Source organism: Novosphingobium jiangmenense (genome assembly GCF_015694345.1).
GTDB classification, from domain to species: Bacteria; Pseudomonadota; Alphaproteobacteria; order Sphingomonadales; family Sphingomonadaceae; genus Novosphingobium; species Novosphingobium jiangmenense.
Window position 1 is genome coordinate 60,691 of the sequence record NZ_JADQDC010000008.1, and the last position, 22,873, is coordinate 83,563.

At 65.8% G+C, this 22,873-nt stretch carries 19 protein-coding genes; 17 read left to right on the forward strand and 2 right to left on the reverse strand.

All coding sequences use genetic code 11. The annotated features are described in order from the left end of the window. Positions 1-37 precede the first annotated feature (37 nt). Both I2488_RS12450 and I2488_RS12455 read left to right on the forward strand, forming a co-directional pair. A complete protein-coding gene (locus I2488_RS12450) occupies positions 38-3,367 on the forward strand; it encodes a trifunctional glycoside hydrolase family 18/polysaccharide deacetylase/glycosyltransferase family 2 protein (protein WP_196276140.1) in 3,330 nt (1,109 codons plus the stop codon). Positions 3,368-3,541: 174 nt separating this feature from the next. After that, complete coding sequence (locus I2488_RS12455) at positions 3,542-3,994, forward strand: helix-turn-helix domain-containing protein (RefSeq protein ID WP_196276141.1); 453 nt, start codon at positions 3,542-3,544, stop codon at positions 3,992-3,994. Positions 3,995-4,004: 10 nt separating this feature from the next. On the opposite strand, the gene queF is transcribed toward I2488_RS12455, so the two are convergent. Then, a complete protein-coding gene (gene queF, locus I2488_RS12460; protein ID WP_196276142.1) occupies positions 4,005-4,457 on the reverse strand; it encodes a preQ(1) synthase in 453 nt (150 codons plus the stop codon). A gap of 638 nt (positions 4,458-5,095) precedes the next feature. On the opposite strand from queF, the gene I2488_RS12465 reads away from it, so the two are divergent. The 15 genes from I2488_RS12465 (at position 5,096) to I2488_RS12535 (ending at position 20,047) form a co-directional block, all read left to right on the forward strand. Next, positions 5,096-5,725: a hypothetical protein gene (locus I2488_RS12465; RefSeq protein ID WP_196276272.1), complete on the forward strand. Its 630-nt coding sequence runs from the start codon at positions 5,096-5,098 to the stop codon at positions 5,723-5,725. A gap of 125 nt (positions 5,726-5,850) precedes the next feature. Then, positions 5,851-6,693 (forward strand): 3-mercaptopyruvate sulfurtransferase, encoded by an 843-nt coding sequence (sseA, locus tag I2488_RS12470; RefSeq protein ID WP_196276143.1) that lies wholly within the window; start codon positions 5,851-5,853, stop codon positions 6,691-6,693. Between the two features lie 203 nt (positions 6,694-6,896). Then, on the forward strand, positions 6,897-8,138 hold the full coding sequence (gene metC / locus I2488_RS12475; RefSeq protein ID WP_196276144.1) for a cystathionine beta-lyase: 1,242 nt from the start codon (positions 6,897-6,899) through the stop codon (positions 8,136-8,138). Beyond that, positions 8,135-9,076, forward strand: coding sequence for a mechanosensitive ion channel family protein (locus tag I2488_RS12480; protein ID WP_196276145.1), 942 nt, complete (start codon positions 8,135-8,137; stop codon positions 9,074-9,076). The genes metC and I2488_RS12480 overlap by 4 nt, the downstream gene beginning before the upstream one ends. 205 nt (positions 9,077-9,281) lie before the next feature. Continuing rightward, a complete protein-coding gene (cobA, locus tag I2488_RS12485) occupies positions 9,282-10,052 on the forward strand; it encodes a uroporphyrinogen-III C-methyltransferase (RefSeq protein WP_196276146.1) in 771 nt (256 codons plus the stop codon). Next, positions 10,049-10,345 carry a DUF2849 domain-containing protein gene (locus tag I2488_RS12490; RefSeq protein WP_196276147.1) on the forward strand — a complete coding sequence of 99 codons (297 nt, stop codon included), beginning with the start codon at positions 10,049-10,051 and terminating at the stop codon, positions 10,343-10,345. The genes cobA and I2488_RS12490 overlap by 4 nt, the downstream gene beginning before the upstream one ends. A gap of 1 nt (position 10,346) precedes the next feature. Continuing rightward, a complete protein-coding gene (locus tag I2488_RS12495) occupies positions 10,347-11,999 on the forward strand; it encodes a nitrite/sulfite reductase (RefSeq protein WP_196276148.1) in 1,653 nt (550 codons plus the stop codon). Continuing rightward, entirely contained in the window at positions 11,992-12,423 is a 432-nt protein-coding gene (locus tag I2488_RS12500) for a DUF934 domain-containing protein (RefSeq protein ID WP_196276149.1), read from the forward strand. Before I2488_RS12495 ends, I2488_RS12500 begins: the two co-directional genes overlap by 8 nt. 25 nt (positions 12,424-12,448) lie before the next feature. Further along, positions 12,449-13,249 carry a phosphoadenylyl-sulfate reductase gene (locus I2488_RS12505; RefSeq protein ID WP_196276150.1) on the forward strand — a complete coding sequence of 267 codons (801 nt, stop codon included), beginning with the start codon at positions 12,449-12,451 and terminating at the stop codon, positions 13,247-13,249. 213 nt (positions 13,250-13,462) lie between these two features. Next, positions 13,463-14,866 carry an SLC13 family permease gene (locus tag I2488_RS12510; RefSeq protein WP_196276260.1) on the forward strand — a complete coding sequence of 468 codons (1,404 nt, stop codon included), beginning with the start codon at positions 13,463-13,465 and terminating at the stop codon, positions 14,864-14,866. Between the two features lie 177 nt (positions 14,867-15,043). After that, positions 15,044-15,715, forward strand: coding sequence for a hypothetical protein (locus tag I2488_RS12515; protein ID WP_196276151.1), 672 nt, complete (start codon positions 15,044-15,046; stop codon positions 15,713-15,715). Beyond that, on the forward strand, positions 15,715-16,440 hold the full coding sequence (locus I2488_RS12520; RefSeq protein WP_196276152.1) for a hypothetical protein: 726 nt from the start codon (positions 15,715-15,717) through the stop codon (positions 16,438-16,440). The genes I2488_RS12515 and I2488_RS12520 overlap by 1 nt, the downstream gene beginning before the upstream one ends. A gap of 3 nt (positions 16,441-16,443) precedes the next feature. Further along, complete coding sequence (locus I2488_RS12525) at positions 16,444-17,790, forward strand: tetratricopeptide repeat protein (protein ID WP_196276153.1); 1,347 nt, start codon at positions 16,444-16,446, stop codon at positions 17,788-17,790. Continuing rightward, positions 17,729-18,898 carry a HupE/UreJ family protein gene (locus I2488_RS12530; RefSeq protein ID WP_196276154.1) on the forward strand — a complete coding sequence of 390 codons (1,170 nt, stop codon included), beginning with the start codon at positions 17,729-17,731 and terminating at the stop codon, positions 18,896-18,898. The genes I2488_RS12525 and I2488_RS12530 overlap by 62 nt, the downstream gene beginning before the upstream one ends. A gap of 51 nt (positions 18,899-18,949) precedes the next feature. Continuing rightward, a complete protein-coding gene (locus I2488_RS12535; protein WP_196276261.1) occupies positions 18,950-20,047 on the forward strand; it encodes a potassium channel family protein in 1,098 nt (365 codons plus the stop codon). Positions 20,048-20,069: 22 nt separating this feature from the next. Here the strand turns inward: I2488_RS12535 and I2488_RS12540 are convergent, their stop codons facing one another. Then, positions 20,070-22,853 (reverse strand): phosphoenolpyruvate carboxylase, encoded by a 2,784-nt coding sequence (locus I2488_RS12540; RefSeq protein ID WP_196276155.1) that lies wholly within the window; start codon positions 22,851-22,853, stop codon positions 20,070-20,072. Between the last annotated feature and the right edge of the window lie 20 nt (positions 22,854-22,873).

Consider the following 22,873-nt stretch of genomic DNA (forward strand, 5'->3'; position numbering starts at 1 on the left):
TTCGTGCCGCTCTTGTGCGGCGGAGCGAACCGACACCATGACGCGACCCATTTTCTTCGATCCCACCGGCCGCCGCGGTCATCGCGCCAAGCGGGTCCTGGCCATCGGCATTCTCGCGGTGATCCTCGGGGCCATTGCCTTTGCGACAACGCTGGTTGCAGTGCCGCGCCAGCGGTCGCTCGACCTGCCCACGCCGCATTACGAAGCCGCCCGATTGCAGCACAAGAGCCGGTTCTCCGGCTTCAAGTCATGGCTGCCAAAGCTCCGCGCCCATGCCCGGCACCAGCCGCTGGCGATCGGGTTCTATGTCCCGCGCAATGATCCGGCGTTCCAGTCGCTGACCCGCAACGGCGACCAGCTCGACTGGCTGGTCCCGGCAATGCTGAACGTGTCCGGCCCGCACAGCACGCTGCAGATTGCACAGGACCCCCGTCTCGACAGCTACCTCGCCAGCGGCAAGCATCGCTTCAAGCTTCTGCCGATGGTGCAGAACGTGGGCACTGCCGAGTGGGACGGTGCCAGCGTTGCCCGTCTGCTCGCCAATGCTCCGGCACGCCGCGTGCTCGAGGGGCAACTGGTTTCCTATGCCGCGCAGCACGGCGGCGCGGGACTGGTGATGGACTTCGAAGACCTGCCGCAAGCAGCGATGCCTGCCTACATCACGTTCCTGCACGAACTGAAGAGCGCCCTGCCCGAAGGCGAACAGCTGGCCGTCACCGCGCCTGCAGGGGAGCCCGACTTCCCGCTGGCCGGACTCGCCAAGGTTTCCGACAAGGTTATCCTGATGGCGTATGACGAGCACTGGCAGGGCGGCGAGGCTGGCCCCGTCGCGTCGCAATCGTGGTTCATCGACGAGGTGGAGAAGGCCACGCGCCAGGTCGGCGTAGACAAGCTCGTCGTCGCGCTGGGCAGCTATGCCTATGACTGGCACGGCAAGGACAGCGATGCGCTCTCCATCGGCGAGGCGTGGCTGGCGGCGCATGACAGCAACGCCGAAGTGATCTTCGACAAAGCCAGCGGCAACAGCGGCTTTGCCTATGACGAGGACGGCGAGCGGCACACGGTGTGGATGCTCGACGCGGCGACCGACTGGAACGAGATGCTCGCGCTGGGACGCCTCGGCGTGAGCGACCTTGCGCTGTGGCGGTTGGGCACCGAAGACCCCGGCTTCTGGAGCGATCTCACCGCCTTTCGCAGTGGCAAGGCGCCTGATCTCGCGCGGCTCACCTCCGAGAGCGGCAACGATGTCGAAGGCACCGGCGAGATCCTCAAGATCACCGAGACTCCTGTCGCAGGCAGCCGCTCGGTGCGCTTCGACCAGCAGCACCTGATCCGTGACGAGCACTACGAGGCCCTGCCGACACCGTTCGTCGTGCGCCGCTCGGGTGCAGCCAATCCCAAGCTGCTGGCGCTGACCTTCGATGACGGACCGGATCCGAAGTGGACGCCCAACGTGCTCGCCGCGCTGGAGCAATCGCACGTGCCCGGAACCTTCTTCGTCATCGGCGAGAACGCGCTGCTGCGCCCCGATCTGCTGCGGCGCATGGTTGCCGACGGCGACGAGATCGGCAACCACACCTATACGCATCCCAATCTTGCCGATGCCTCGGACAGCGAAACGCATCTTGAACTGAACGCCACGCAGCGGCTGGTGCAGGCGTTCACCGGACACAGCATGACGCTGTTCCGCGCGCCCTATTTCGGCGATGCCGAGCCGACCACCGCCGACGAACTCGAACCTGCGCTCAAGGCGCAACAGGCAGGCTACACCGTGGTCGGCCTGCACGTCGATCCGAACGACTGGCAGAACCCGGGAGCCGACGCGATCGTGCGGCAGGTCGTCGATCAGGTGCATGGCGCGACCGAGGATTCGAGCCGCAACGTGATCCTGCTGCACGACGGCGGCGGCGATCGCTCGCAGACGGTGCAGGCCCTGCCGCGCATCATCGCCAAGCTGCGCGCGGAAGGCTACCAGTTCGTCACGGCCTCGCAGCTGGTCGGCGTTCCGCCAGCGCAGGCGATGCCCCAGCTTTCGCCCTCGGACCTCACCGCCGTGCGGATCGACGTGGGCGCCTTCATCGTGCTGCATTTCATCGAAGTCGGGCTGACCTGGCTGTTCTTCGTGGCGATTGCCCTGGGCATTGCCCGCGCGCTGGTCATGACCGCGCTGGCCTGGTGGCAGAGCCGCTCGCCGCGCGCCGCACCACCCGTGTTCGAGCCGAGCGTATCGGTGATCATCCCCGCCTATAACGAGGAGCGCGTCATTGCCTCATCGGTCGAGCGGGTGCTGGCGAGCGACTATCCCTCGTTGCAGGTGATCGTGGCTGACGACGGATCGAAGGATGCGACGAGCCGCATCGTCGCCGAACGTTTCGGCAACGACCCGCGCGTGACCCTGCTGACCCTGCAGAACGGCGGCAAGGCAGCGGCGCTCAACCGCGCGCTGCGTGAAGCGACGGGCGAAGTGATCATCGCGCTCGACGCCGACACCCAGTTCGAACCGCTGACCATCCGCCGACTGGCGCGCTGGTTTGTCGATCCGACAATCGGCGCAGTGGCGGGCGATGCCCGCGTCGGCAACCGCGTCAACCTTGTCACCCGCTGGCAGGCGGTGGAATACATTACCGCGCAGAACCTCGAGCGCCGTGCCCTTGCAGGATTCGATGCGATGACCGTGGTGCCGGGGGCCGTCGGTGCATGGCGCAGGGCGGCACTCGATTCAGTCGGCGGCTATCCCGAAAACACCCTGGCCGAGGATCAGGACCTGACCATCGGCATCCAGCGCAAGGGTTGGCGCGTGACCTACGATCCGCGCGCCGTCGCCTGGACCGAGGCGCCCGAGAGCTTTGCGGCGCTGGCCAAGCAGCGCTATCGCTGGGCCTTCGGCACGCTGCAGTGCCTGTGGAAGCACCGCAAGGTAATCAGCACCGGCAAGCCTGCGGGCCTTGGCCTTGTCGGACTGCCGCAGGCTTGGCTGTTCCAGATCGCCTTTGCCGCGATTTCGCCGCTGATCGATGCTGCGCTGCTGATCTCGATCGTCACCACGGCGATGCGCGTGATCCAGCACGGCTGGGCGCAGACACAAGGCGATCTTGGACGCATGGCGATCTACTGGTCAGTCTTTACCGCGATCGACGTGTTCTGCGGCTGGGTCGCCTATCGCCTCGATGACCGTCGCCCGCCCTATCCGGCCGGGCTGCTGGTCGCGCAGCGATTGGTCTACCGGCAGATCATGTACTGGGTCGTGCTGCGAGCGCTCTCCTCGGCCATCGGCGGCTGGGTGGTCGGCTGGGGCAAGCTGGAACGCACCGGCAGCGTGGCCGCCGAAGCGCATGCAACTGGCAGCCCCAGCGTAACCGCACCCTAACTTTCGTTGCGACAGAACGCGGGCAGAGAGTTAATATTCGCTAATTTTGCATTTTTATTCAAACGTTTATCGTTGCATTGGAACGGCCGTTACAGCAATGTAATACGATAAACGGGGTTGGGATGGTGTGCGATGAACAGTCAGGAGAAGGAGAGGATTGCGCGCATCTCCGCGATGCTCCACGAGCTCCTGATCGCGCCGGATGATGCCGCCACTTCGGCCAGCGCGCCCTCGTCGGGCCAGCTGGTCGCGCTGGCAAAGCAGGAAATCAGGGCGCGGCGAAAGCGGCAGGAGCTGTTTCCGAACATCCAGGTGGCCGATCCGGCCTGGGACCTGCTGCTCGAGCTGTTCATCCATCAGGCCGAAGCGCGCCGCATTTCGGTAACCGGGCTGGGGCTTGGCGCAAACGTGCCGGGGGCCACCGTGCTGCGCTGGCTGGCGATGTTCCACGAGGCCGGCTTGATCGTGCGCGAACCCGATGCGACGGACCGCAGGCGAATCTGGGTCTACCTGACCGAGGCGGGGCAGGAGCGCATCGCCCAGGGCATAAGCTGCAATTCACCGCCTGTCGCAACCTTGCCGGGCACGCGGCGCAGTGCCCGCGAGGATCGTTCGCTCGCCGCCTGAAGCTGTTGCGTCAGCCGCGCCCGCGATAGGACGCAACGCCCTGATCGGGCAGCCACAGGCCCTGCGGCGGCGTGCCCGATTGCCAGAACACGTCGATCGGAATGCCGCCGCGCGGATACCAGTAGCCGCCGATGCGCAGCCATTGCGGCTTCATCTCGTCGAACAGGCGCTGGCCGATGCCGACGGTGACGTCCTCGTGGAACCCGGCGTGGTTGCGGAAGGAGCCAAGGAAAAGCTTGAGCGCCTTGGATTCGACGATGGTCTCACCCGGCGCGTAGTCGATCACCAGATGCGCGAAATCGGGCTGGCCGGTGACGGGGCAAAGCGAGGTGAACTCGGGCGCGGCGAAGCGGATCATGTAAAGCGTGCCGGGGCGAGGATTGGGCACGTAATCGAGCACGGCCTCTTCCGGCGAGGCGGGCAAGCTGCTGTTCTGTCCGAGGAAAAGCGGGGTCTTGGTCATGCTTCAACCTTTGGTCGGCGCGGGCTGGCTGGCGCCTGAACGTCTGCGCGCCGGAGGAAAAGGAACGACGGGCCCCATGCACCCGTCGCAGGCGCGGGGCAAGTGGCCGGATCATTCCCCTTGGTTCACCGGCGATTAAACTGGCGAGGCACCCTTGGCGCTGCATGAGGACAGGGTCTTTCGCAAAACTGCCGTTGCTCGCGCTCGGCCTGCTGAGCGGTGTGGCACACGCGCAGGATGCGCAGACGTGGCAGTTGCCGCCATCGCAAACGGCAACCTCGGCGCCGCAAGGACCGGTCGTGCCGGATGCGCCGCCTCCGCGTCCTGCGCCGGTTCCATCACCCACGCCTGCCCCCACGGTTATCGTACCGGCGCCTGAGGCTTCCGCCACCGCCACTCCCGCACCTGCGCCTTCACCACCGCGGCCGCGGCCAAGCCCTTCTCCGTCTGCGAGTGCGCCGACGTCGACCGGGGCAGCCGAGCCTGTGGGGCCACCGGCAGAGGCAACGATGCCGCCCTCGTCCTTGCCGATGCCACCCGAGCCTTCTGCAAGTTCGCCTCCTCCTGCGAGCGCAGAGGTCGCGCCCGATGAGTTTGCTGTCTGGCCTTGGGCGGCGCTGTTCGCGGTCTTTTTGGCGGTGGCGGGCCTTGTCCTTCTGCGGCGCAAGCGCGGGGGCGACGCCATCGTGTTCGAGCCGCCGCAAGCCACGGCCTCGCCTCCGGCAAGTCCGCAGCCTGTCGCCGAACCTGCGCCCACCCGGGCCAGGGCCGAGCCCTCGCTGCCATCGCTGACCATCGACCTGATCGCCGCGCGGATGAGCGCGAGTCTGGTCAACGCCACGCTGAGCTACCGCTTGCGGCTGTCGGCGCGAACGGATCTTGCCGATCTTCAGGTGGTCGGCGGGATGACCTCGGCCCACGCCTCGCGCCCGGACAACGAGCTTCTCGGCATTGGCGACGCACCCAAACTGCATAGCGTGGGAGCCATCGCGGCGGGCGGGATCGTTGAACTCTCCGGCGAGGTGCGCCTGCCACTGGCCGAGATCACGCCGATCCGCCACGGCAGCAGTGCGCTTTTCGTGCCGCTGGTCCGGCTCGAAGTCTCCGGCCGGGCCGATGGCCAGCAATTCACGGCACGGGCCGCATTCGTCGTGGGAATCGAGGATACGGCCGCCAGTGAGCGATTGCAGCCCTTCCGTCTCGACCTCGGCCCGCGCATCTACCCGCAGGTGGGGCAGCGCGAACTGACCGTTCCGGCCTTTGCGTGACCTGTTCGGAAAACTGCTGCGACCAGTCGTTTTTTCAGGTCGACGGCCAAGTTTACCACGTCTAGTCTGCAGCAGACGAACCCGCGCCAGACGGGTCGCGCAGGCAGGCAGGAGCACGATCAACCATGGACTCGCTGGTTTCGACCCAGTGGCTCGCGGACGAAATGGGCGCGAGCGATCTACGTATTGTCGATGCAACGGCATTCCTGCCGGAACATGGCCGCGTGCCCCGGCTTGAGTACGAGGCTTGCCACATCCCCGGCGCGGTGTTCATGGACCTCGCGGAACTGGCCGATACCGCCTCTCCGGTGCCCAACACCCTGCCGCCAGCCGAAAAATTCGCCAGCCGCATGCAGGCGCTGGGCCTTGGCGACGGCAGCCGCATCGTGATCTACGACGACAGCCCGGTGAAGACCTCGACCCGCGCCTGGTTCATGCTGAACAAGTTCGGCGCGCAGAACGTGGCGCTGCTCGATGGCGGCATCGCCAAGTGGAAGGCCGAAGGTCGCAAGTGTGCGCAAGGTGTTGAAACCTTGAGACAACGCCACTTCACGGTGTGGTCCGACGACAGCCACGTGCGCTCGAAAGCCGATGTCCTCGCTAACCTCGCCAGCAAGGCCGAGCAGGTGATCGACGCGCGCGGCGCCGGACGCTTTACCGGCGATGTTCCGGAAACCAACCCGGCGCTGGCGAGCGGCCACATCCCCGGTGCACGCAACCTGCCCTATTCGAGCCTGTTCAACCTCGACGGTACGTGGAAATCCCCTGATGCGATCCGCGCCCTGTTCGAGGCAGCGGGCATCGATCTGTCGCGCCCGCTGATCTCGTCCTGCGGCTCAGGAATGACCGCCAACGTATTGATTTTTGCTGCACATCTGATCGGCAAGGAAGACGTCTCGCTCTATGACGGATCGTGGAGCGAATGGGGCATGGACCCGGCGACACCCAAGGCAACCGGCGCAGCCTGAGGTTCAACCATCCTTGTCGTCATCCTCGCGCAGGCGGGGATCCAGAAAGCGGCAGGGTGGATTCCCGCCTTCGCGGGAATGACGAAGGCAGGTGTTGCGGCTGACGAAGGCAAGCGTAGCTGCTGACGAAGGCAAGCGTAGCTGCTGACGAAGGCAAGCGTAGCTGCTGACGAAGCCGAGGGTTGCTGCTATCGCCCGAGGCCATGAGCAGTTCTGACGATTTCGAGAATTTGGGTCCCGCGACGCGTGGCGTTCTGGCAGGGCGGCGTGACGAGTGGACCGGGACGCCGGGGCACCCCGGCGCGGTGGTCAATCCGCCCGTCTGGCGCGCCTCGACGCATCTTTATCCCGATATGTCAGCGCTTCGGGCGCATCCGGCGAACGAGGACGGGCGCTTTTACTATGGCCGCAGGGGATCTCCAACTCAGTGGGGACTCTCCGAGGCACTGACCCAACTCGAGGGCAACTCTGCGGGAACTGTGCTCTATCCCTCGGGGGTCGCAGCCATTGCCGGAGCGCTGCTGACGGTGCTGCGTCCCGGTGACGTGCTGCTAATGACCGACAACGCCTATGAACCCTCGCGCATCATGGGCCGGGGCCTGCTGAAGGACTTCGGCATCGAAACGCGCTGGTTCGATCCGACCGACCTTGCGTCGTTCGAGGCGGCGTGTTGCGAACGGACGCGTTGCGTCCTGTTGGAAAGCCCCGGCAGCCTGACGATGGAGGTGCAGGATGTGCCCGCACTTGCCGCCGCGGCCAAGGCGCGCGGGATCGTCAGCATGCTCGACAACACGTGGGCCTCGCCGCTCGGCTTTCAGGCGCTGCGCCATGGCGTGGACATCGTGGTGATGAGCCTGACCAAGCACGTGTCCGGCCATTCCGACTGCATGATGGGCAGCGCCAGTGCGGGGGCGGAGTGGTATCGCAAGTTGCGGCTGCGCTCGCAGGGCATGGGCACGGTGGTCTCGCCCGATGATGCCGCGCTGATGCTGCGCGGTTTGCGGACGATGAAGCATCGGCTCGAGGCCGAGACCGCATCCGCGCTGGCGATTGCGCGGTGGCTGGAGGGGCGGCCCGAGGTGGCGCGCGTCTTGTGCCCGATGCTGCCGGGATCGCCGGGGCATGAGCTTTGGCAGCGCGATTTTACCGGCGGCTGCGGGCTGTTCAGCTTCGTGCTGAAGGGTGGGACAAGCGCGGCGCGGGATGCACTGATCGACGCGCTGGCGCTGTTCGGCATCGGCTATTCGTGGGGCGGGTTCGAGAGTCTGGCGACGCCGGTCGATCCGGCCAGCATTCGCACGGCGAGCCAATGGCCGCTCAAGGGAATGGACGTGCAGGATTGCTTCGGGGTGCGCCTGTCCATCGGGCTTGAGGACACGGCCGACCTGATTGCCGATCTCGAGCGCGGGCTGGCCGTCTGGGCGGCGCACGGAGCGGGCGTATGATCAGCGCGAAGCAGCAGGTGACCGAGGCGATCCGCGTTCTCAACGAGATCGGGTTCGATCTTGGCACCTATCACATTTCGGTGTGGGGAGCCTTGCGCATCGTCATCGTGATGCTGCTGGTGATCGTGGCGGCGCAACTGGTCGGAAAATTGGCGCGGCGGCTGTTCCGGCGGATCGACAGCCTTGACCGCACGCAGCAGCTGCTGGGCGAGAAGATCGCGACGATCGTGGTCTGGGGCATCTCGATCCTTGTCGGGATCGACGTTCTGGGCATCAGCCTGACCGCACTGACGGTGTTTTCCGGCGCGTTCGGCCTCGCCATCGGTTTCGGCCTGCAGAAGACCTTCGGCAACCTGATCGCCGGGATCATCCTGCTGATGGACCGTTCGATCAAGCCGGGCGACGTGATCGCGGTGAACGACGGCAAGGGCAATTCGTTCGGCGAGGTCAAGAAGATCGGTATCCGCGCGGTTTCGGTAACGACACGCGACAATCGCGAATACCTCATACCGAACGAGAACCTGATGACACAACAGGTTGAAAACTGGTCCTATTCCTCACGCGAGGTGGCGATCAGCATTCCGGTCAGCGTGGCCTATGGCAGCGATCTGGAGCAGGTCGAGAAGCTGATGCTGGAGGCCGTGGGCAGCGTTCACCGCGTGCTGAGCTTTCCCTCTCCCGGCGTGCTGCTGAGCGCCTTCGGGCCGAGCGGGATCGACATGACCATCGTGGTGTGGATCGACGATCCCGAGGGCGGCGTCGGCAATGTGCGGTCGGACATACTCAAGGCGGTGTGGCGGCTGTTCAGGGACAACGGAGTGGAGATTCCGTTCCCGCAGCAGGACCTGAACCTGAAGGACAGCGAGGGTTTGCGGGCGCTGGTGGAGGGTTTGAGGGGCGTAGCTCCTACCGACCAGTCCTCGTCACCCCGGGCTTGACCCGGGGTCCCGCTTGATCCTGCACCGCCTGTCGAAGAAAAGCGGGACCCCGGGTCAAGCCCGGGGTGACGTTGGATTTAGGGGCAAGGAGTTGGGAGCGAGCGCCGATCCTGAGGGTGCTTTCACCATACCGCTAAAGATCATCTAGGCGGGGGGAAAAGCATTCTCGCTGGTGACTTGGCTCGCACGCGCCCATCTGCGCCCAATGAGCAATCCCTCTTCAAGAGTCGGAACCGTATTCCTTGTCGGCGCAGGTCCCGGTGATCCGGACCTGCTGACGCTGCGTGCGGCGCGGCTGGTGATGAATGCGCGCGTGCTGGTGCACGACGGGCTGGTCGATCCCGCGATCCTTGCAATGGCGCCCAAGGGCTGCCGGATGATCTCGGTCGCCAAGCAGCGCTCGCGCCATACGATGCGGCAGGAAGAGATCAACGCCCTGCTGGTGCGCGAGGCACTGGCCGGGAACGACGTGGTCCGCCTCAAGGGTGGCGACCCGTTCGTGTTCGGGCGTGGTGGCGAGGAAGCGGAAGACTGCTTTGCCGCAGGCGTGCCGGTGCAGGTAGTGCCCGGCGTGAGCGCGGCGATGGGCGCGGCGGCTTCGGCGATGATCCCCCTTACCCACCGCGAAAGCGCGAGCATCGTCTCTTTCGTGGCTGGCCAGTGCAAGGGCCTGACCGACCAGAACTGGGCAGGCCTTGCCGGGGTTGGCAGGACGCTGGTGATCTATATGGGCGTCGCCACGGCTGACGCGATTGCCGAGAAGCTGATGGCGGACGGGCTTGCGCCCGACATGCCGGTGGCGGTCATCGAGAATGCCGCGCGGCCGCAGATGCGCGTGCTGCGCGGGGCGCTGGCGGGCCTGGGTTCGCTGGTGTCCGACAACAAGGTCAAGAGCCCTGCCCTGATCGTGATCGGCGAAGTGGCAGGCCGGGGAGACATGATGGAATTGAAGCAAGTTTTGGAGGCCTGTCAGTGAAGGTTATTACCGGAAGTGATCTGCGCACCGGCGATGTGATCTGGTGGACCGGCGAAGGCTGGTCGCGCCATGTCAACGATGCGGTGGAAGCAGGCGAACATGCCGAGGCGATCATCGCCCGCGAGAACGCCAAGCAGATCGTCACCGACACGCAGGTGATCGAAGCCACCCGCACCGACGAAGGCGTGCGCCCGGCGCACATCAAGGACCGCATCCGCGCCCTCGGGCCGACCGTCCGCCTCGACCTTTCCCTCAAGCCTGCCGACCCCGACGCCGGCACCTGGGTGATCTGAGATGTACCAGTACGACCAATACGACCAGGCCATGGTCGATGCCCGCGTGGCGGAGTTCCGCGACCAGGTGGAGCGCCGCCTTGCCGGTGACATCACCGAGGACCAGTTCAAGCCGCTGCGCCTGAAGAACGGCCTCTACCTGCAGCTGCACGCCTACATGCTGCGCGTGGCCATTCCCTATGGCACGCTGAGCAGCCGCCAGATGCGCATGCTGGGCGATATCGCGGACAAGTATGACCGCGGCTATGGCCACTTCACCACGCGCCAGAACATCCAGTACAACTGGATCAAGCTGCAGGACGCGCCCGACATCCTCGCCGATCTCGCCTCGGTCGAGATGCATGCGATCCAGACCAGCGGCAACTGCATTCGCAACACGACGTCCGACCAGTTCGCAGGCGCTGCGGCCGACGAACTCGTCGATCCGCGCCCTTATGCCGAACTGCTGCGCCAGTGGTCGACGTTCCATCCGGAGTTCGACTACCTGCCGCGCAAGTTCAAGATCGCGATCATCGGTTCGGAGACCGACCGCGCGGCGATGAAGCTGCACGACATCGGCATCCAGCTGGTGCAGAACGATGCAGGCGAGATCGGCTGCAAGTTCTACGTCGGTGGCGGCATGGGCCGCACGCCGATGATCGCTCCGGTGATCGGCGATTTCGTGCCGCCGCTGCAGATGATCTCGTACCTCGAGGCCTGCCTGCGCGTGTACAACCGCTATGGCCGCCGCGACAACAAGTACAAGGCCCGTATCAAGATCCTCGTCCACGAGATCGGTGCGGACGAATACCGCCGCCAGGTGGAGGAAGAGTTCGCGCATATCCTGACGCTGGGGCTGGAACCGCCTGCGGCTGAGCTGGAGCGGATCAAGGGCTTCTTCGAGCAGCCGGGCTTTGACGCCAATGCGTCGGACGAGCTGGATCTTTCCGATCCCGACTTCGCGCTGTGGGTGGACCAGAACGTCCATGCCCACAAGCAGCCGGGCTATGCCATCGTCAACATCAGCCTGAAGCCGGTCGGCGGCATTCCGGGCGATGCCACCGCTGACCAGATCCGCCTGATGGCTGACCTCGCGCTCGAGCATTCGTTCGACGAGCTGCGCGTGACCCATGCCCAGAACATCGTGCTGCCGCATGTGAAGAAGGCCGACCTCTATGGCCTGTGGCAGAAGCTCGACGAAGCTGGCCTGGCTTCGGCAAACCTCGACCTGATCGGCGACATCATCGCCTGCCCGGGCCTCGATTATTGCAGCCTTGCCAATGCCCGGTCGATCCCGGTGGCGCAGAAGATCTCCGAGCGCTTTGCCGACCTCGGCCGCCAGCGCGAGCTGGGCGAGCTCAAGCTGAAGATCTCTGGCTGCATCAATGCCTGCGGGCACCACCACGCAGGCCACATCGGCATCCTCGGCGTCGACCGCAAGGGCGTGGAGAATTACCAGCTCCTGCTCGGCGGTTGCGAAGGCGCGGATACCTCGCTCGGCACGATCACCGGCCCCGGCTTCAACGAGGACGGCATCGTCGATGCGGTGGAAAAGGCCACCGACGTCTATCTCGCCCAACGCGCCGACGGGGAACGTTTCGTCGACACCTTCCGCCGCATCGGCATGGCTCCGTTCAAGGAAGCGATCTACGCCAAGGAGGCGGTCAATGGTTGAGCAGTCCCTGCGTTTTCGCGACGACGAGCCCGTGGGCGATCCGGCGGTGACGGTTGATGCCTTTGCCGATCAGAGCAACGCCACGGCGGTGCGGATCGAGCCCGGCGACGACGCCCGCGACCTGCTGCCGCATCTCGATCGGCTGGCGCTCGTGGAAGTGAACTTCCCGGCCTACACCGACGGCCGCGGCTATTCGGCGGCGCGCATCCTGCGCGAGCATGGCTATGCGGGCGAACTGCGCGCGGTAGGCGATGTGCTGCTGGACCAGCTTTCGCACATGCGCCGCTGCGGGTTCGACAGCTTTGCGCCGAACCAGGCGATCAGCGTGGAGGCCGCCGAAAAGGCCTTCGCGACCTGGCCGGAGGTCTACCAGAAGACCGTCGACGGACGCCCGGCCATCTGGGCGAAGCGTCACCCCGCCTGAGCTGCGGGACCCAAGGAACGAAGCAATGGACAGCACCGTGCAACGCAAGATCGACCTGATCGACACGCGCCCGCGCTTTACCGAGACGGACGCGATCCGCCTGAACAACCTGTTCCGGGGCACTGACACGCAGGAGATGCTGCGTTCGGTGATCCGCGACGGGCTGGCGGGCGATCTTGCGGTGGTTTCGAGCTTCGGCGCGGAAAGTGCTGTCCTGCTTCACCTTGTTGCCGAGGTCGATCCTTCGGTGCCGGTGCTGTTCCTCGAAACCGGCAAGCACTTCCCCGAGACCGTGGCCTATCGCGACGAGCTGATCGAGTTCCTGGGGATGACCAATCTCCAGATCATCGAGCCTGACGCGGACGTGATCGCCAAGAAGGACGAGAACGGGTTGCGCTGGTCGTGGGACCCGGATGGCTGCTGCGAGATCCGCAAGGTCGAGCCGCTGGCCAAGGCGCTGATGCATTTCGATGCCTCACTGACCGGGCGCAAGGGCTTCCAGTCCAAGACCCGCGCCGGGCTGCCGCGCTTCGAGATCGATCATTCGGACGCGCAGGGGCGGCTGAAGATCAATCCGCTGGCGTCGTGGGACAAGGCGGCGCTGGAAAGCTACTTCGCCCAGCACGGTCTGCCGGCGCATCCGCTGGTGGCGCAGGGCTATCCCTCGATCGGTTGCGCGCCCTGCACCAGCAAGGTCGCTCCGGGCGAAGACCCGCGGTCGGGCCGCTGGAAGGGCTGGGACAAGACCGAATGCGGCATTCATTCGCCGACCGACGCGAGCAAGCCGGGCGACGAACTGCCTCCGGGCTACGATCCTATTTTCTGATTCCGGATAAGTAGGGTCAACTCAGTTCGTCATTGCGAGCCCGCGAAGCGGGAGAAGCAAGCCAGAGCGGTTTGCTGTGACACTCTGGATTGCTTCGTCGGCTCCGCCTCCTCGCAATGACGATCGTTGAAGTCTGAAGTCTATGCGTTTGCAAGGCCCGACTGCGCTCTGCTAGGTCCCTTCGTCGGGACATGGGGGAGTGGTCGCTTGGCTTTGGATGCGCGCGGGATCGGGTTCTGGGCAGGACCGCTGGGGTTTGCCGTGACGCAACTCGCGGCGGCACCGGCGGGAATGCCCGATGCAGCGTGGAGCGCGGCGGGCCTTGTCTGGTGGATGGCGGCCTGGTGGATGACCGAGGCGCTGCCGCTTTCGGCGACGGCTTTCCTGCCATTCCTCGTCCTGCCGCTGACCGGCGTGGCCGATGCCAACAAGACGGCAGGTGCTTATTACTCGCCGATCATGTTCCTCTTCGTGGGTGGAGCGTTTCTGGCGCTGGCCATTGAACGCACCGGGCTGCATCGTCGGCTGGCGCTGTTCATCATGGGACTGGCGGGCGCGAAGCCGGGGCAACTGTTGCTCGGCGTAATGACCGCGACGGCGGTGCTTTCGAGCTTCATCTCCAATACCTCGACCGCGCTGATCATGATGCCGATGGCCATCGCCATGCTGCGCGCCGGCGGCGTGCGCGAGGGCGATACGAGCGGGATGGCCGGGGCCTTGCCGATGGGCATCGCCTTTGCCGCCTCGATCGGCGGGCTCGCCACGCTGATCGGCACGCCGACAAATGCGATTGCGGCGGGGCTGATCGAGAAAGCGCTCGGCACCAAGGTCACGTTCCTGCAGTGGGCGATGTATGGCGTGCCGATCGTGATCATCACGATACCGCTGGCGGCGGGGATCATCGCGCGGGTGCAGAAGCTGCATGAGGACACGTTCGATCCGGCAGCGGCGCGCGACGCCATCGGCCATGCGGCGCAGTGGAGCCTGCCCGAAAAGCGGCTGCTGCCAGTCGTCTTGCTGGCGTTCCTCGCGTGGGTGTTCCAGCCTTTGCTCGAAGGCGTGTTTCCCAAGGGCGGCTTTACCGATGGGACCGTGGCGGCGATTGCCGGACTCGCGCTGTTCTTCCTGCCCGATGGCACGGGCCGCCCGATGCTGACCTGGCCCGAGGCGAACCGGGCGCCGTGGGACGTGGTGCTGATGTTCGGCGGCGGACTTGCCATGGCGATGGGCATGACCGAGAGCGGGCTGACCAAGTGGATGGGCGAGATGCTGCTGCCGCTTGCCCACGTGCCGCTGCCGGTGGTGGCGCTGGTGCTGGTGGCCTTCGTGATCGTGGTGACCGAATTCGCCAGCAACATCGCCGCGGCGAGCGGCATCATGCCGGTGGTCGCGGCGCTGGTTGCCGCATTGGGAGCCGACCCGATCCTGCTGGCCCTGCCCGCCGCCTTTGCCGCAACCTGGGGTTTCATGCTGCCTGCCGGCACCGGACCGAACGCGCTGGCCTGGGCGACAGGGCATTGCACGATGCGTTCCATGATCAAGGCCGGTTTCGCGCTCGACGTGGCAGGCGTGTTCCTGCTGGTCGGCGTAGTCTGGTCGATCGCGGCAATTTCATGAATCCGTTACGTAGTGTTGCCAGATTTGGACTTCACCAGACCGCAAGACTTGGGCTAAGCTGCTTACAACGGCCTCCCCGCTGACTCGCTGTGAACAACTTCACAGCATGCAGCGCAGAATGAGGCGAAAGAGTGGTCGCACTTTCTTTCGTCTGATTCCGAAGTGGGGAGTTACGCCGTGCGCCGCATTTTCAAGACACTGCTGGCAGGGAGCGCAGGGGCCGCAAGCCTTGCCGCGCTGATGCTGGTGCCGACCGGCGTCGCCGAGAGCGCCGACCACCTCGATCCGCCGAGCCGCACCGACGGCGGCGTCGATCCCAACCCGGACATTCCGGCCGACATCGCCGACGTGTTTGCGTGGCATTCCAACGGCACGACCAAGATCGCGATGACCTTTGCCGGACCAGTCTCTGCCGCGGCGACGACGCCGCTCTATTATGACCGGGATGTGCTGTACAAGATCAACATCTCGACTGCGGCACCGGGCAATACCCCCGAGTTCACGATCAAGTATCGCTTCGGACCGGGCCAGAATCCCGGTGAGTGGGGCGTTCGCATCGAAGGCATCCCCGGCGTCACCGGCGTGATCGAGGGGCCGGTCGAGCAGGATCTCCAGAAGGACGGTGTGAAGGTTCGCGTCGGCCTGTTCGACGAGCCGTTCTTCTTCGACCTGATCGGTTTCCGCGAGACGCGATCCACCGGAACGCTGAGTATCCGCAACAACCGCAATTTCTTCGATACGCAGAACGATACCGCAATCGTGCTGGAAATCCCGGATGCCAACCTTGGCGCGGGCGTGACCAATCTCGGCGTCTGGGGACAGACCGCCCGCTTCGGGGGGAACATCTGATGAGCCTGCGCAAGATCGCCATGATGGCAACGCCGCTTGCCCTTGCCCTGACGCTGATCGGCTGCGGTGAGGATGGTGCTGGAAGCCAGGTCGTCGTTCCGGCCCCGCTGCCGAGTACGACATCGACCGCAACGCCGACGGCAACGGCCACGGCAGTGGCCTATGACTCGACCAACTGCTTTCTCCAGCCGATTCAGGGGCAGAACGGGGCGAACCTCAAGTCGTTCATCATACCCGACACTCTCAAGCTCGACCTGACCCGGCCGACGAAGTTCCCGAATGGCCGACACCCAGAAGATCAGGTTGTCGACATTCTTCTTGCGACGCTGCTGCTGGACATGAGCGTGACGGGCCAAGGTCCGAACACGCTTGCAAACGTTCCACTAAACCCGCAGCGCAACGACAAGTTCTTCCTGCTGACCTTCCCGTTCCTGCCAACGCCGAACGGAACGCCACAAGTGGCGACAGGCACGGGCACGAACTTCAACTTCCGCACCGATCCGGATTCGGCCTATGTCAGCGTGGACCGGATGGGCAATCCGGCCATCGCCACGGCGCTGGTCAGTTCGTCGATGAAGCTGAGCTACAACGACGATACGCCAACCGGCGACGTTGCCAACGACAAGTACCTGACCGAGTACGAGCATGAACTCGACAAGCTGTTCGGGCTGATCGGCGATGACGTCGAGAAGCTGCAGCTCAAGATCTGCGCCAAGAAGACCTGACGCATGAGCGACAAGCCCGGCCGCAACTGGCCGTGGATCCTGCTGGCGGCGGTCGTCCTGGTGACCGCCGCCAGCATTGCCTTCGACAAGTACAAGGCACGGCAAGGTCCGCCCGATCCCCTGCCCGCGGAGGTCAAGCCGTGGTTCGGCCCGCGCAACCAGACCGAGCTCGAGCAGGCAGCGCAAGTTGCCGTCGATGGCGCGCGCGCGCGCTTGGCGTTGAGCCCCGACGAGTGGCTGCGGCAGGAGGTACTGGCGCGGGCGCTGGTGCGCGGGTTCCGAGCGACGGGTTCCTACGCCGATCTCGCGGAAGCTGACGGGCTGCTCGACAAGGGCATGGCGGGGTCGCCGTTTCCGGCAGGGCCAAGCCTGTCGCGCGCGGAAGTCTCGGTGCTGGCGCACAAGCTGGATCCGGCGAGCAAGGGGCTCGACCGCTTCTTCGCGCAAGTGGGTGAGCCGGACGATGGCGAGTCCGCCGGAGCCTGGAGCCTGAAGGGCGACATCGCCTTCCAGCGTGGCGACATGAAGGCCGCACGCCTCGCCTATGCGCGGGCCGAGGAATACGACAACAATGCCGCAGTCGCGCTGCGCCAGTCGATGCTGGCGCTGCGGACCGGCGACCCCGATCTTGCACGGCGGCGGGTCAACGCGGTGCTGCGCGCGCCGAAGCTCAGTCGCTATGTGAAGTCGCAGATCGCCTTGCAGCGGGTAACCATCGCTTACGCCATGGGCGACTGGAAGGCTGCGGGCGAATGGGCGCGGTTTGCCGACGGGTTCTTCCCCGGCAATCCGCTGGCCATGGCACATGTGGCGCAGCAGAAGGCGCTGGAAGGCGATGTGGCGGGTGCGGTGAAGCAGTACGAGGCGATTGTTGCGAAGGCTCCCCTGCCCGAGGTCATGGACGCACTGGCGTTCACGCTGCGGTTGCAGGGGCGCGGAGCCGAAAGCAGGGCCTGGGCGGACAAGGCCGGGGCGCTGTGGGCGGAACGCTATCGGCTGATGCCGGAGGCGGCGGCGGCGCATCTGGTGGAGCATGAGCTGGCGCTGGGTGATCCGGCCAAGGCGCTTCCGGTTGCCAAGGCCGATGCGCAGGCGCGCCCGCATGGGGCGAGCCTGATCCTGCTGGCGCGGGCGCAATTGCTGACCGGCGATGCCAAGGGCGCGCTTGCGACGCTCGAACGCGCGGAGAAGAGCGGCTGGCGCTCGGCCGGGCTTTACCTTGCCCTGGCCGACGTCCAAACCGCGCTGGGAGATACCGATGCCGCCGACGATGCGCGGGAGGAAGCGCTTGATCTCAATCCCAAGGCAACCGATCCGGCGGCGCGCTACATCTGGTTCGGGCACGATTAGGGCGCTGGTTGCTGCGCTGCTGTGGCTTTGCCTCAGTGCCCCTGCCCTTGCGCATCTGACGCCAAATTCGGAAATCCGGCTCGATTTCGCGCCGGGGCTGGTCAAGGCCGACGTGGTCGTGCCGCAAGCCGAGTTCGGCTATGCGACCGGGCTGGCGACGGACAACAGGCCGGGCAGTCTGGCCAAGGCGAAGGCGCGGGTGCTGGCGGACATGGCGGTGCTGGACGCGCAGGGGCGACCGTGGCGCATTGCGGTGGATCGCATTGCCTTCGAGCAGATCGCCGGGCCGCCGGACCTGCATCTCGAGTTGTCGCTCTCGCCGCCGCCGGGTGCTTCGGACCGGGCGCTGCTGTGGCGCTGGCACGTGGTGACGCGCGAGGCGCCGAGCCACTTTGCGCTCTTGGTGGTTGATGGCGATCTGGCGGGCGGCGTTCGGGGCGAGCGGGAACTTATTGGCGCGCTCACGGCGGGGCGGAGTGAACTGCTGGTCGACAGGGGCCGTGCAAGCCTTGGCAGCCTGTTCGGCAATGCCTTCGGACTTGGCGCGCACCACATTGCCGAAGGGTATGACCACCTGCTGTTCCTGCTGGCGCTGCTGCTGCCCGCGCCGCTCCTTGCAGCAGGCGGGCGCTGGGGCGCGGCGCGGCCTGCGCGTGAAACCTTTCGCAAGCTGGCGTGGATCGTCACCGCATTTACCATCGGCCATTCGACGACGCTGATCCTTGCCGCGTTCTTCGGCGTGCGGCTGCCCGCGCAGCCGGTGGAGGCGGGGATCGCGTTCTCGGTGCTGGTTTCGGCGATCCACGCGGCAAGACCACTGTTTCCGGGGAAGGAGCCGGTGGTGGCGGCGCTGTTCGGTCTGGTCCACGGCCTAGCATTTGCCACACTGGTGAGCAATTTCGGGCTGGGTGCCGTGACGCGGGCGACGGCCATACTCGGCTTCAACCTTGGCATCGAGGCGGTGCAGTTGGGCGTGGTGCTGGTCGCGCTGCCCCTGCTGATCGCGCTCTCGCGCTGGCGGCATGGCCCAGCAACGCGGCTGGTGCTGGCGGGGTTGACCGGAATTGCCGCACTTGTCTGGCTCGCCGAGCGGCTCGGGCTTTCCTGAACTGGACAAGCGCGTTCGCGCCCTCCTATCAGGGTGGCCGAAGGGGTCGAGATGGAACGGGATGGCGATGGTTCGGCGCTGACGCAGGGGGCGAACTCCGTGCTCGGTTCGCCGCTGCGGCTGCTGACGGGCACGCTGATCTATGTGCTGGCGGTCTATGTCGTGGCGACTTGCGGGTTCGTCTATGCCGGCTGGCCGTTCGGCGATGCCGCCTACATGGTGCTGCTGACGGTGTTCTCGGTGGGCTATGGCGAGATCCGCCCGGTCGACACCCTGTTCCTGCGCTGGTGGACGAGCGCGACGATCATGCTGGGCTGCACCGGGATGATCGTGCTGACCGGCGCGCTGGTGCAGGTGTTCACGCTGTTTCAATTCCGACGCCTGCTGGGGCTGGACAAGATGATGACCGAAATCGAGAAACTGGATGGCCACGTGATCATCTGCGGCTATGGCCGCATCGGCGTGCAACTGGCCAAGGCGATGACCGAGGCGAAGCGGCCGTTCCTCATCCTGGAGCGTGATCACACCAAGGCCGAGGACGCCAAGGCGCAAGGGTTCCTGTGCATGGTGGGCGAGGCCACGCACGAGGAGACGCTGAAGGCGGCAGGCATCGCACGGGCCAAGGTGCTTGCATCGGTGCTGCCGGATGATGCCGCGAACGTGTTCATCACGCTGTCGGCGCGCAATCTCAACCCCGGCATCGAAATCATCGCGCGCGGCGAGGCGCCGACGACCGAGAACAAGCTGTTTCATGCCGGTGCCGACAAGGTCGTCATGCCGACGCATATCGGGGCGGAGAGGATTGTCGAGATGATCCTCTATCCGGCCACCGGGCAGCTGGAGGACATCGGGACGGTGCGGCGCAACCTGCACGACTTCGGGCTCGACATCGAGATGGTCGAGATGGGGTCCGATAGTGCGCTGACCGGGGAGACTGTCGGCGAGGCCGAGCGGCGCGGCAACGGGGCGTTCTTCGTGGTGCAGATCGACCGGCTGAACGGGCAGTCGATCCAGCATCCCGGCGAGGACGTTACGCTCGAACAGGGCGACAAGGTAATGCTGGTCGTCCGGGGAAGCCGCCTTTCGGCGGGGGCCGTGTTCAGCGCGGTGAAGGCACCGGTGCGGCATGGGCGGACGTTTGTGGGGTGAGCTCTCGCCCACCCCGTAACGATTACCCGTGCGCGCCGAAGTAGTTGGCGATGGCGACGGCCACTCGGATGTTCAGGGCGTGGGCGCGTTCGATGGGATCGATGAAGCGGGCGCGGATGGCGCCGTAGTCCTCGCCGCGATGATCCGGGTAGTCGGTCGGCTCGTCCACCGGGAAATCGGTGATTTCGGGTTCGATCACCGGGTAGGCGCGGCGCAGCTGGGCGAGGGCGTCGTCCACCCGTAGCGACAGGACCATTTCCAGCACGTCTTCGCGGCTGACGTCGTTCGAGCGGGCGAACGGCGGGACCTGCACGGCGCGGATGAACATGTGCATCAGCAGGGCAAGGCGAACCGATTGCAGCAGGCCGATGTTGCGGCGGTCTGCGTCCTGCGCGGCATCGCGGCCGGCCTTCTGCCCCGGCACCAGCGAGAGCAGGCGGTGGAGCTTCATCCAGTCCACCCGGAGGCGCGAAGTCAGGCGGCGGAAGACCCCTGCCCTGTCGTCCTTGGTGAGGTATTCGGCGAGCGCAAGACAGGCGCTTTCCAGCGCGGTCTCGGTGCCGCGATAGGGGCGGCTGGCCCAGTAGGCCGAGTTGAACAGCTCGCCATGGGCGGCCACGGTCTTGATCGAGGCGATGCCATTGGCGGCGCGGAGCAGGCGGACGAGCTGGTTGCCGCGCTCGGAGCGGCCAAGCAGTTCGGCGACCGATTCCATCTCCTCGCCCGCAGCGGTTCCGGCCCCGGCGATCACGTTCACCGGATAGCCGATCTGCTGAAGGATGGCGTTGTGCGGGATCGCGCGGATCTGGCGCAGGCTCATCGTGCGGTCCGCGCCGATGTCGGACTGGCGGCGCGAGACGCGGCTGCCGGTGCCCTTGAGCAGGCCGAGGCCGAACGCCGTCAGCGCCCGCGAATAGGTCGCGCTTTCAAGGTGTTCGCGCTGGACGCGGCGGATCGAGCGGTAGAAATCGAGACTGAGGTCGGTGCGGTCGTAGAACGGGTCCTTGGCGGACAGGTCCTGATCGCGGGCCTCGTGCTCGGCAATGCGGGTCAGCGTGGCGAGCGCGAGTTCGTCGTTGCGGAAGAACAGGTAGCCGTCGCCGCCCTGGAAGCTGGCCTCGGGCTCGATGGTGACCCCGGCCTTGGCAAAGCGGCGGCGGGCCCAGCCGGAGAGCGGCCAGGTCAGGCGGTCGGCGAAGCCCGAGGGGTGCGCGCCACGGCCCATGGATTCGCCGTGCGTGTTGAAGATCAGCGCGGCGACGTCGGTCAGGCCGTTGGCCTTCATCGCCTCGGCAAGGCGGCCCTGCAGGCGTTCGATGGCGAGTGCCGCCGGGATCTGGCCCATGAAGCGGCCAGCATCGGAAAAGCCGGTCTGGATCGAGACGCGGCCACGCTTCCGGGCATAGCTGCGGTAGGATTCCTCCGACAGCAGCGCTTCGAGGAAGCGGCCACCGTGCTCCAGCGCGGTCTCGGTCTCGAACAGGGGCGAGACATCAACCTTGCCTTCGATGCCGAACAGCTTGGCGAAATAGAGCGCGGCAAGCACGGTCTGCGGCTGTTCGCATTCGGCGATCAGCATGCGGATCGGCGCGTCGGCGTCGATGTGCTGGAGCATCTTGGCCATGACCAGGAACTGGCGCATGGCAGTGCTGGTCTCGATCGCCAGCGCGCCGAAGTTGACGCGCAGCGGCTTCACTTCAGCAAGCAGTTCGCGCAGGCGCGACAGGGCGCTCTTGCTGCCGAGGTCGAGCGTGCCTTCCGGGTCGATGCGGCGGCGCAGCGCGTTGAGCAGTTGCGACGAGTTCACGCGGAAGTGAATCCAGCCGATGCCGAGGCCGTCTGCACGCATAGCGGCGGCGAGCGTGGCGAGCGGGATCGCCTTGGCTTCGTCGGCCTTCTTCGCTTCAGCTTCGAGCATTTCGATCAGCGGGGCGAGGCTGAGCAGCTTGGCATCGTCATCGGCGCTCAGGCGGTTGGCGGCAGCGGCGAGCGCTTCGGGGCTGTCGAGCGGCGAGGAGAACAGCTCGGCCATTTCCGCCGAATGGGCGTGTGCCGCATCGAGCGTGGCGAGCAGCGGGTGCGCTTCGTCGATGGCGCGCAGGGATGCGGCGTAACTGCCGAGCCGCAGCGCCTTTTCGCGCAGGCGGAAAGCGATCGAAGTGGTCCAGCCGATGTCGGTGCGGCCATCCATGTCATAGCCGACCCAGGTGGCGAAGCGGAACGGCAGCGGCCTGAAATCGAGCCAGCGACCGGGCCAGCGCTGGCGGGCGTGGCCGAGCAGGGTGGCGTTGATCGCATCGCGGGCCTTGGCAGCGCGCTGGATGGCGTTGCAGACCTCGACATGCTCGAACTCGAGCGTGATCTTCGGACCTTCGTGCGGGACGGTGCAGACCGTGGAGGCCTGAGGATCATCCGACAGGGCAGCGGTGGCCACCGCGTCGGACTGCGCGGGGCTGAGCAGGAAAGTCGGGTGCGCGGTGAAGACCGCGTGGAGCAGCGGCTTTTCCCAGCGCTGACGGAACTCGGAAAAGCCCGCCTCTTCCGGGTTCAGCGCCTCGATCTGGGCGAGATTTTCGGCAGCGGAGGTCGGCGCGACCAAGCGCTTGAGCCGCGCGGCACGGCTCTTCAGCGCTTCGCATTCGAGTTCGGCGACGAGGCTGTCCATGTCCGACAGCGAAATCTCGCCCCCTTCCAGCGACCGGGACAGATCGTGGCTGAGCTGGAAGACGGGATTGAACAGCGGCGTTTCGGCCGTCCGCTCATGGAGTTTCTGCAACCTGGCCTTGAGCTTGGCGACCGTCTTCATGTGCCGTGTATTCCCCTGAA